The 10,685-nt window shown below is 66.9% G+C and carries 5 protein-coding genes; all 5 read right to left on the bottom strand.

What is annotated here, in order from left to right:
* Window positions 1-49: 49 nt before the first annotated feature.
* The 5 genes from C8250_RS09005 to C8250_RS08985 all read right to left on the bottom strand — a co-directional run bounded on the left by C8250_RS09005 (window position 50) and on the right by C8250_RS08985 (window position 10,002).
* A complete protein-coding gene (locus tag C8250_RS09005) occupies window positions 50-1,171 on the bottom strand; it encodes a serine/threonine-protein kinase (RefSeq protein WP_138357980.1) in 1,122 nt (373 codons plus the stop codon).
* 251 nt (window positions 1,172-1,422) lie between these two features.
* On the bottom strand, window positions 1,423-2,700 hold the full coding sequence (locus C8250_RS09000) for a TIGR02679 family protein (RefSeq protein WP_138357960.1): 1,278 nt from the start codon (window positions 2,698-2,700) through the stop codon (window positions 1,423-1,425).
* Entirely contained in the window at window positions 2,697-7,016 is a 4,320-nt protein-coding gene (locus tag C8250_RS08995; RefSeq protein WP_138357962.1) for a TIGR02680 family protein, read from the bottom strand. Before C8250_RS08995 ends, C8250_RS09000 begins: the two co-directional genes overlap by 4 nt.
* Entirely contained in the window at window positions 7,013-8,434 is a 1,422-nt protein-coding gene (locus C8250_RS08990; RefSeq protein ID WP_138357964.1) for a DUF2398 family protein, read from the bottom strand. The genes C8250_RS08995 and C8250_RS08990 overlap by 4 nt, the downstream gene beginning before the upstream one ends.
* Entirely contained in the window at window positions 8,434-10,002 is a 1,569-nt protein-coding gene (locus C8250_RS08985) for a TIGR02677 family protein (protein WP_138357966.1), read from the bottom strand. The genes C8250_RS08990 and C8250_RS08985 overlap by 1 nt, the downstream gene beginning before the upstream one ends.
* Between the last annotated feature and the right edge of the window lie 683 nt (window positions 10,003-10,685).

The raw sequence follows: 10,685 nt of genomic DNA, 5'->3' as shown, positions 1-10,685 counted from the left end.
CGTACCCGTTCCAGCAAGTTTCCCACCCGGCACTAACGACCCTGGGTCGTCAGAGGGCGGGATCCACTGCGTACTGCTCTCGCAGTTCGCCCGCCACCCGTTGCGACGCCGCAGGCCGCCCGCGCGAAGTGCGATCTTTTGGCCTGACGGGCGCGGTAGGCAGCTCCGGAACCGGTTCCTCGTCGACTTCTGGCTCCGCCACAGTCGGGGCGTCGAGCGGGCTGACCACCGTGAGCGCGGCCTGTTCATCGATCAGCTTCTCGAACGACGCAGACAGGGGTTCGTTTGTCGGAACCTCCCCGCCTGCTGCTGTTGTACGGTCTATGAGCGCGAGCCGTGCAGCGGCCGGCGTTTTACCCGCAACTCTGATGAGATCCGCGCAGACATCCGCCACCGCGGCCAGCGAGGGCCGGCCTTCCGGCGTGTGAGCGAGCATCGCCGCGAGGAGCGCCTTGAGCCCCTCCGGTACGCCGCTGAGGTCCGGGCCGATCTCCGGGTTCGCAATCTGCATGGCGACGGCTTCCCACTGGTGCCCGTCGTACGGATAGTGCCGGGTCGCCGCGTACAGCAGGACCGTGCCCAGCGCGTACACATCCGCCGCCGGTGTCACCTTGGGATGCCCGCTCGCCTGTTCCGGCGGCATACAGCGCACCGTCCCGATGATCATCCCGCTATGCGACAGCGTTTCCTTGGCAGCGTCCATGAACGCCCCAAGCCCGAAGTCGATGATCATGGGACCCTCGGTTCCCATGATGATGTTCTGCGGCTTCAGATCACGGTGCACCAGCCCCGCGGCGTGTACGGCGCTCAGTCCTTCGGCCAGGAGCGCTCCGAGGCTGGCCACCATCAGCAGGGGCAGCTCGCCGTCGCTGTCCACGCACGCCAGAAGGGTCCGGCCGGCCACGTACTCCATCGCCAGCCAGGGACGATCCGCGAAAGGGTCGGCATCGAGGAACCGCGCCACCCGATTGGTGCCGATCACTGTGCGAGCGATCAGCGCTTCCTTCTCGAAGCGTGCCCGCGTCACCGGGTCCAGCTTGTCGCTGCGAATCACCTTCACCGCGACCGGATCTCCACCTGGCGAATACGCGAGGTAGACCTCGCCCATGCCCCCTGAGCCGAGTTCCCATGCCACCGTGTACCGGCCGATCCGAGTGGGGCTCCCCGTCATGAGCGCGTCCACGCCTTCCCGTACATATGCCTTGGTCCGCATCTGGCATCAGTTTGCCTGGTATTTGAACACTCTTGGTAACCGGCCCTGCTCCGGGGGCTGCGGAGGTGCCTGACCATGATCTGTCGTTTGCAGTGCCCAGTGAGGCGGAGGTGCCGACATTGGCTTGAAAGCGGTGTTTGAGTGATCCGTGGTCGCTAAGTACGCGCTTGTTCCTCAGGCAGGAGAGGACTCTTCCGTGGGCCTATGGCCTATGGACTTCCGTCTTCCCTTTCGGTTGCGGATCTCCAGTCGGACAGGAGGAGGTCGGCGACGGCCTCTTCGTAGACGGCGCGGTTCTCCGTCCCCATGGTCTGGGCGAGCGTGGGGTCCCAGGGCGTCTCCTGTGGCTGGCCCTTGAGTGGGACGTGGTCGACGTCGGTGCGGACACCGAGGAGGTAGTCCGCTGCCGTCATGCGCCAGGGGCGTGCCCCGTAGCGGGTGCAGAGTTGGTTGGTCATGTCGATGCCCGGCCAGTCGAAGTCTCCGTGGTAGCGCAGGACGCCGCCGTTGCTGACGATTGCGCGGGCCAGGCGGTGGAAGGCGGTGGAAGGACGTCCCTCGGCGCAGATCAGCGGCGGGCTGTTTGTGCCGAGCTCTCCGGCTGCCCGGCGGAGGACGGCGGGGTTCTCGCAGACGTACACCGTTGGCAGGTTCACAGCTATCGGGAGGGTGACGAGCTGGTGGAGGGTGATGTGGAAAGGGGTGCCGTAGCGGGCGGCATCGGTGAGCCACTGGCCCAGCCCCTGCCCGGTCGCGGGGAGGTTGAGGACGAGTACGCGGCTGGCGAGGTCGTCGACGATGACGTCGAACGCGTCCCACAACTCGCGTCGGGACTCGGCTCCTGATCCGAGCGGGATTCCGCGTGCCATGGCCAGGGCTCGCAGGACCAGGTTCGACAGAGAGCCGTGGCCGGGGTTGAGAGCTTTGGTGTCTCCCGTGATGGTGTCGGCCAGTGACGGCAGCATTACCGGGGGTGATCCGCTGGGGCGGTTGTAGAGGAACTCTAGGACGCGGACAGCCTGGCTGAGGAGGCGAGTGTCCTCCTTGTTGATCAGCCCGGTGATCGTGCCGTCGGATGCGAGGCCAGCCAGCCACTGCCGGTACCAGGGGTGCTCGGTGTGCAGCGGGCTGGTCTCGCCCACGGCCAGGACGCTCTGCCGCGCTTGTTCGAGGGTGGTCCGCTCATCGGCGCGGAAGCGCAGCTCCGGGCCGATCCGTTCCAGGACATCGCGGAGTGACAGGCCCGCGACATTGCGGACGCTCTCCTCCAGTGTCGTGAGAGGGATGGTGATGCGGCGGACGTCGGCCGAGCGGTAGGTGCCGGTGATGCCGATGACTGCGTTGCGTTCGGCAGGGGTCGGGGTGGTGAGGCCGATGGAGCCCTTGATCTCGCCGCCGTTGCGCTCGAGCGAGCGCCGGGCAGCGGTCATGAGGCGGCGGAACTCGGGGCCCTGGTAGCGCTCGTATGCCTCTGCGGCCTTGGTCATTCTGATTCCTCGACGTCGTCGCTCGTCGGCTCGTCGTCGGGGATGTCACCGAGCAGTCCTACCTGCTCGGGGACGTGGCGGCGGGGTGCGAAGCCTAGGAGTTCTGCGGCCAGGTCATCGGATCCGGGATATTCGAGGTCATCGAGGATCTGTTCGCCGTCCCAGACAAGCAGCATGGCGGAGACGGTGTGGGATGCCTCGTCGTGCTTCATGTCGTAGTGCGAGATCTGTGGCACCTCGGGGTAGGTGATCCACAGGTCATAGCCGGTCATGAAGAGGTCGAGGTCGAACTTGGCGGTGAGGGCGAGAAGGTCGGGGCGGTACTTCTCGTCGATGCCGGCGAATGCCTCGTCCAGCGCGATCAGGCGCGGGCAGGTGGGGTATGCGGAGCTGTACTGGGCGTGGGCGGCGGCGAAGAGCGGCAGGTGGATCGAGGCGGACTTCTCACCGCCGGACATCACGCTGTGCTTGGCCTTGGTGAGAACCTCCCCCTTTTTCTTCTCCTCCGGGCTCATGCCCTGCCGGAACAGGCGGAGTTCGAACCTGCGCCAGGCGCGGTAGTCCAGGACTTCGGCGATCACCTGTTGGTAGCTGCGCTTCTTGTCGGCAGCGGCCTTGGCGCGGATCTGGCTGCGCAGGTGGGAGCGGAGTTCGGCCAGTCCAGCGGGGCCGAGGCCGGAGGCGTCCTTGTCGAGCAGCCTGTTGACGGCCTGCTGGGAGTCGGTTAGGGCGTCGGAGACGACCCAGTTGATGCCAACCGTCGCGCCGGAGGACATCGGCTTGGCTCGGGTATCGGCGTCCATGCTCTTGACCAGGTCGCGTGCGGCGATGGTGCGGTCGTGGATCTGCTGGGCCAGTCCGGTCAGGAGCCCGTCCTCCAGGACGGTGCGTTCCTTGTCTTCCAGCAGCACACTCTGGTCGGCAAGCTGTTCGGCCAGACGGCGTCCGAAGTCCGCTACGGGGGCGGGTCCTTCGCTGTCGGTGACCCTGGCCAGGATGATGTCGCCGGCTGGCTCCCACTCGAAGAGGTAGCCCTGGTCGGATTCCAGCAGGGCTGACTCCAGCGTGGTGATGGCGGTGGAGATCTTTGTCGTGACGGTCTTCAGGAGGCTCGCGGTGATCGGGCGACCACGGGTCGCCTCGTCGAGCGCGGTGATCGTTGAGACGACGGATTCGGGGACGACGCTCCGGGCGGCCTCTGTGGCCGTGAGAGAGGTATCGGGTGAGGTGAGGCTGTTCATGAGGGCTTGGACTGCCTGCTCGGGACTCGGCCACATGTCGTGCGGTAGCCAGACGGTGTCGGTGGTTGTTTCGAGCAGGCCGAGAAGGTCGGGCCGGGCGTACGGTTCCAGCGTGAGTGTGGTGCGCACCTGCTCGGCTACGGCCGTGGCCAGCGCTGCACGGCCGAACTCCAGGGCATGGTCGGCCTTCAGAAGCCGGTCTCGCTGCTCTTGCGCGTCCTTCTTCGCACGGCCGTAGGTCGTCTGTGCCTCCGCGAGCTGTTTCTCGGATTCCGCGATCTGCTGGAGGATCTCTTGCAGAGGGGCTTCGAGCGTTGCCTCCTGGGTCCGCAGACGCTCCTCCTGAACGGCGAACTCGTCCTTGCGCGCCTGCAGTGTCTCGCCTTGCTCTGTGCAGGACTCGGTCTGCTCGTCGATGATCTCCTTGCGGCCGGCGATGTCGCGCTCGGCGGCACCGGCTTGCTCCCGGCAGGTGGAGAGTCCTTTGCCGGCGTCGGCGAAGTCATCGATGGCCTGGGCGACGTTGTCCAGCTCCTCCCGATGCGTGGGCAGCTGCGCGGCCGTGGCGGCATGCCGAAGCTGGCGGTTCTTCTCGTGGGCCCGGGCGATCGCCCCGTCGAGTCGCTTGCGCGCTTCGGTGAGGCGGCGGCGGGCTCCGGAGACCTTCTCCGCCATTACCGCCACCTCGCGTACCGCTTCGATGATTGCCTGGGTGCGGGGAAGCTCACGCCTGGCGCGGTCGAAGTCGTCGAATGCTTCGTTCGCGTACCGCTGCTGTTCCTCGATGCCGGCGAGCTCAACTTCCATGGCGGCGATGGATTCATCGAGTCTGTCCAGCCGTTCGCGTCGGCGGGCAGCCCGCGCGGTGGCCCCGATGTACTCCGGCTGAGCCTTGGGATGCGCACCGACCTGGACGCCGAGGCAGAAGTGCGACCCCGTGGTCACGGAGGGAGCAGACAGCGCATCGGCCGCTGCCGGGGCGTCGTCCATTACGGCAATGGAGGCCAGGACGGCCTGGACGGCAGCAGAGCTGACGTGCGGCTGATCTTCGACGACCAGGACATCGGCCAAGGTGCGTCCGGTGGGCCGCCGAGCAGAAACCAGCGGGCGCAGATAGGCATCGGCGACCTTGTCGTGCAGTGCCTGGTCGGTCAGCTCAACGTCGGGGTGAAGCCAGGCGGTGAGCAGGCCAGCTGCGTACAGGGCGCCTTCCACCGCAGCCGCGTGGCCGTCGGAGATGTGATCGGCGAACCGCACGAGCTGCCACAGCGGAGCGCCCGGCCGCTCATCGCGGCTGGCAGGACGCAGGTCGCTGGACGGGGGTGCATCGTCGCCCTCGGCTGCCACGGTGTCGCGCTCGGCCTGCTTGGTTCGCAGAGCGTCCGCAATTTCCTGGTGCTGCCGCTTCAACGTCTCGACGCGGGTCAGTGCGCTGGTGCGGCGCCGGTCGGCGAGGGTGTGGAAGGTCTCCGGTAGCGGGGCCGCTTCGGGTTCCCCTACGGCGCTGATGGCTGCGTGCAGCTCGTTACCGTCGGCGGCGACCAGGACGGCGGTGTCGTCGCTGCCGGTCCAGCGGCCGATGAAGTCGTCCAGCTCGCGGCCGGCCTCGACGCGACCGATGGTGAGCTTCTCGTCCGCTGCGGCGGACTGCCGCTCGGCCTCCGTCAGCTCACCGTTTGCCGCGTCACAGTGCTTTTGCTCGCGTTCCTGGTCCTTCGCGGCGTCCTCGAAGGCGTCGAGAAGATCTTGTACGTCCTGCAGTTCGCTGCGGCGCGCGGCAACCCGACCCGAGATATGCGTGTCCAGCTCAGCACCGAAATCCAGCGTGTCGTCGTCGTAAACGATGCCGCAACGCCGCGCCGCGTCCAGGAGGTCGTGGGTGTGCCGGGAGGCAGTCTTGCGCAGTTCATCATGCCGTTGGAGGGCGCGGTCAGCCTCTCGCTTGAGAGTGGCCAAACTCTCCTGAGCCCGGTTGAGGTGGCGTTCGCCATCGTCGATACCCAGGCGCTCGGCGCGTACGCGCTCGCGCAGCTCCTTGAGTCCGTCCTGCTTCTTGATGGCGTCATGGTTCTTGTACTCGGTCAGGCGGGCGTCGATCTCATTGCACCGGCGTTCGCTGCTATCCCGCTCCTGCTGTGCCGCGGTCAGCTGCTGCCCAGCGGTGCGGCGGTCGCCCGCTGCTCCCATGATCGTCTCGCACTGGGTGGCCGTGTCCTGGATGCGCCCGAAGATATGGTCGACGCGGTCACGGGCATGGACGCGCAGGTAACTGGTGTATTCACGCAGGAAGTTGCGGACCGCGGTATCTGCCCCCATGAGAGCGTTGAGAAGCGCCTGGATCTCGGCGAGGTTCTCGAAGTCGCGGGCAGCTTGGAGGACGAGGGCGTCATCGACGGGGCGAAGCCCGGCGGTGAGGGTGTCGGACACCTTGACCGGGTCGAGGTCCTTGGCCAGCAGAGGGCGCCGCAGCTGGAGCAGAAGATTGACCAGTTGGTTGTAGCGCTCGCGGCCCAGCCCGAACAGCCGGTCATCGATCGCCTCACGGTATGCCTCCGCCGTTGCGTAGGTGGCCCCCTCGCCCAGCAGCTTCTTCAGGGCGTTCTCCCGCAGCGGGCGCGAGGCGGCGTCCAGCAGGCCGAAGTCGATGCCGACCCTGCCCTCGGTGACGAAGAAGAAGCGGGCCGGCGTGGACATGGGCTTGGTTACCCGCATACCGATGCCCACAGTGACGGCTTCGAAGACCTCATCATCGTGTCCGGTGCGGGCGAACTCCATCCATACATAGCCGTAAGCGGACTCCTGCCCCTTGTAGAGCAGATTCGACTTCATCGTCCGCTCCTCGCCGCTGAACGGATCAAGACGCCGCGCGTCAAGGACACCGTCCAGCACAAGGGGGAACAGCACTTCGAGGGCCTTGGTCTTGCCGGAACCGTTGTGCCCGCGCAGGACCAGGCGGCCGTCGGCGAAGACGAACTCCTCATCGGTGTAGTCCCAGAGGCCGATCACGCCGGCGCGCGTGGGCTTGAATCGAACCTCCGGCTGGTCAGGGGTGCGGGAATGAGGGATGAGCGTCATCGAGAGGTTTCCTCAGCGGGGAAGTCGAGAGCGAACTGGCCGTCGAGCGCGGGACGTGGCAGCACGGCGGTGATGTTGCGGTAGCGGCCGGCCGCGGGGCGCACCAGGATTCCGCCGGGAACGATGTGGACAAGGCGCAGCTCTGCCAGGAGCGTGATGGCCTCTGCCAGCAGCCCGCCGGGATCGGCCTGCCACTTGTTGGTGAAGGAGGAGGGGCCGAATTCTCCATAGAGTTCGGTGATCATCTGGTCCAGGCTGCCGTGTTCCACGAGAGGCAAGCCCGTCTGCCCCTCCTGCTCTGGGGCGTCCGGATCGGCGTCGTTCGCGTGCTGGCTGGTGTCCGCGTGGGGGTCGTGAGCCAGGGCGTCGAGCGTGCCGGCCTGGGGCAGGGCCATATCGATGCGGCTCAGCAGGTTCGCGTGTTCCTCCATCGGGTCGGCGGGCAGCAGGTACTGGAGACTGCCGGCTCGATCCGGGTCCTCTCGCAGGTCCGCGATCTTCGCGAGCATCAGCCCGGCGGTGCGGTTGACGGCTCCGCCGCGGCCGGGGAACCGCTTGTCGGTGAAGTGCCCGGTGGTGTCGACGAGCATGATCCCCTCGGCCCGGCGCTCGACAGGCAACCCGGTCAGCCGTGCGATGTCCTCAGCCAGGGTCGGCTGGCGCAGCGCTATCGCCGTCTCCGCGTCGGTATCGCCGAAGTAGACCACCGGGTACTCGATCAGCAGCCGCCGGGCTCGCTGGGCAGCGAGCCGCCGACGGGGGTCCCGGCCGGTGCCGGCGGTCGGCGTGTCCAGCAGGCCAGCAGCGCTGGCCAGATGCTGCAGGGGCTTGTTCGGCCGGAAGAGCGCCGCGCAGGTGTCGTGGTCGATGTCGAACAGCGCGTCACCACGGTCGTGGTCACGGGCCCATTCCTCCATGGACCCGTCAGAGATCCGCAGCGCACCGCGGTCCACCAGCCAGTCCATCACGTCAACGAGCGCATCCTTGTGACCCGGTGCGGTCGCATCAAAGCCAAGGTGCTCGATCGCATTGGCGGAGGGCGCGAGAAGTTTGACGAGATCAGCGAGGTTGATCTCGATCCGTGACCGGTGAAGGCACGCCAGGATCAGGCAAAGGTAGGCCAGCCGGCGCCGGCCGAACGCCTTCTTGCTCTTCACCGTGAGGAACGCCTGGCTGGCGTCGAAGGTGTCCAGCCGCCGCAGCAGCCGTGCGTGACGGGCGCTGGTCTGCAAGGAGTAGCCGAACAGGTCGCGGAAATCCTTGGCCAGTTCGTCGGCCCATTGCAGTACCAGTGAAAGGGCCTTGGCCCGCGGGTAGCTTTCGGTTATGACGCCGTGCAGCAGCATGAGCCGGGCCGCTTGCTGGTACGAGCCGAGGTCCACGGGCTCCACGGAGGCGGCTACGCGATGGACGGGCATCAGAACGTCTCCGCTCGGCGTCGGCGCATCCCACCGTGGGGTTTGATCTCCAGGGTGAAGCCAGGTAGGTGCAGCGTGCCGGTTTCGGTCCGCAGCTGGCTGCCCCGCTCGCTCGGGACCAGGCGCAGTGTCAGGACGTCGCTGCTGCCGGTGCCCGATCGCAGTCGGCCCGCGACGACCGTCCGGGCCTGCAGGGCACGGGTCAGCAGTTTCAGCACGGCGCGGGTCTCCGCCGGGTTCAGCACCCGGTCGTGGGGCCCATGGTCCAGAAGATCGGTGGCGGCTTCCCGGTCCGCGGCCCGATCCACCAACTGCTGCTCCCGCAGCCGGGCATGGGCACCACGGCTCGTACGGACCGGCTGTGGGCCACCCGGTGCCGGCCGCTTGCCATGCCTGAACAGGCTGATGCTGACCTCAACCCCGGGCGCATCCCACCACGTCGTTCGTGGCGAGATCTGGTCGTCATCGTCGTGAGCACCCGACAGATGCCGCACGGAGCGCAGGTCGAAGGCGGCGGACACCAAGGCGTTAGCCGCCTGTTCATCCGGCGCCCCGGCCGCCCAGGCGGCGAGATGCCGCAACTGGGTGGTTCGGCTCACCCCGCCGCGACGCGATTCCGTCACCTGGCGCAGCAGGGCGATGACTCCGGAGATGGCGGTGCGGGTAGCGCCTTGCAACTGGGCGGCCTTGGTCTCCCCAGGGCCTTCCGCCAAGAACCACTGGCGCAGTCCCATCCAGCGCCGCCGCCAGTCCTCAAGCCGCGCGGCCGGACGCATCATAGGCCGCTCATCTACTGCGGCGGCCCGCTCCAGCAGAGTCTCTACCCCGCTGTCTTCCACCTCGTACACAGCCTCGGCCAGCCGGGGCGCGTAGCGCTCCAGCTCTGCCGTGAACTCACTCATGTGCGCCAGCAACGCGTGCTTGTAGCGCAGGAACGTCTCCGGGGAGACGTCCGTCGTACGCGATACGTCGTTGAGGGTCAGATAAAAACGCGCCGCCCGCTGCGTCATGTCTTCCAACACGCTGTCGAGGCGGGCGAGCTTGCGGTACACCTCGTCCCGGTCGCCCTCCCGGTTCGCGGCCGCCAGCGCCCGGAAGTCCGCCAGGATGTCGGCGAAGACCAGCCGTGACAGGTTCGCGTCCTGCACGCGGGAGCCGATGACCTCCTCCACGGCGGAGTAGACGCGGTAACCGATCTCTGTGAACTGGTAGACCGACTGCCGGTTTCGGTATGCGGACAAATTGCCGCACCGAGCCGCGTCCTCCACGCGGTAGAGGACCTGTTCATTGTCCGCGGAGAGGTTGTCGAGCATCGCCCGCAGGTTCAAGTCTCCAGCGGACGGCACCTCATCATGTGCTATCGCGAGCTCGTTAAGCGCGCTCGCCACATCGTCGGGGTGGACCTGCAGTTGGTGTACGGCCCGCAGTACGTTCATCGCCCGCAGCACCCACAGATACGCCACGTGATCATCACGCTGGGTGAAGTTGAACAGTCGCAGGCGGTCGCCCACCGTCAATGAATCAAGATCGAATGACTCGGAGACTCCCGAGTCATCACGCTGGAACACCAATGCCGCCCCTCATCTCGCCTCGCAATACGCATACCCTGACAGACGGCACTGACAGTCGATCCACGGTCGGGAAAGAAGGCTGCTTCCAGCCCCTCTCTTTTGAAGTGCTGTCGGCAGGCGACGTCTGTGCGCGTTCCGTTCTGGGACTGCCACACCGCCTGTTCCGGGCACTCCAGGTACGACGACACGGGTGCCAAGCCAGGCCATCGCCTCCGTGTTCGCCTCGGAGGCTGGCACGGCGGTGAACGTCAATGTTGCCCAGCCAGCCGGAGACGGCTAGGTGTTCTGTCCACGGAGGTGCCGCGGAGGCTGCGTCGGGGTGCTGGCGCTCTTCTCCCGCCCGTAGAGGGCCGTCTCGCGCTGGGTGTCTGCACGGCATTCGCCCACAGCAGACGAGAAAGAGCCCCAAGGGACTGGAACCTCCTCCGGGACCATGTCAACCTACAACCTCCCCGGAAAACACCAGGTCAGCGAGGAGATGCGGGCTTTGGAATCGACCGGCAGACAAGCCGGCCACCACGGCAGCCCCACACCTCGTCCTACTCGGTCTCGCTGCTCCCAGAGGCCCGTTGCAAGGAGGCTCACCTATCGAACTCTGCTCGCCGATCTGCCCGTTTCACTGCCCAAATCCTCTTGGCGCTCGGCGCCCTGAATGCGTGGACCGCCCAGGAGCGTGACGA

Source organism: Streptomyces sp. So13.3 (assembly GCF_005860785.2).
GTDB lineage: Bacteria > Actinomycetota > Actinomycetes > Streptomycetales > Streptomycetaceae > Actinacidiphila > Actinacidiphila fildesensis.
The sequence above is the reverse complement of the archived record's forward strand: the minus strand, read 5'-3'. Positions and strand labels throughout refer to the sequence as shown.

What these genes read in the sequence shown, in the direction of transcription:
- C8250_RS08995 (WP_138357962.1), bottom strand. Translation starts at nt 7,016, where the DNA reads ATGACGCTCATCCCTCATTCCCGCACCCCTGACCAGCCGGAGGTTCGA.
- C8250_RS09005 (WP_138357980.1), bottom strand. Translation starts at nt 1,171, where the DNA reads ATGACGGGGAGCCCCACTCGGATCGGCCGGTACACGGTGGCATGGGAA.
- C8250_RS09000 (WP_138357960.1), bottom strand. Translation starts at nt 2,700, where the DNA reads ATGACCAAGGCCGCAGAGGCATACGAGCGCTACCAGGGCCCCGAGTTC.
- C8250_RS08990 (WP_138357964.1), bottom strand. Translation starts at nt 8,434, where the DNA reads ATGCCCGTCCATCGCGTAGCCGCCTCCGTGGAGCCCGTGGACCTCGGC.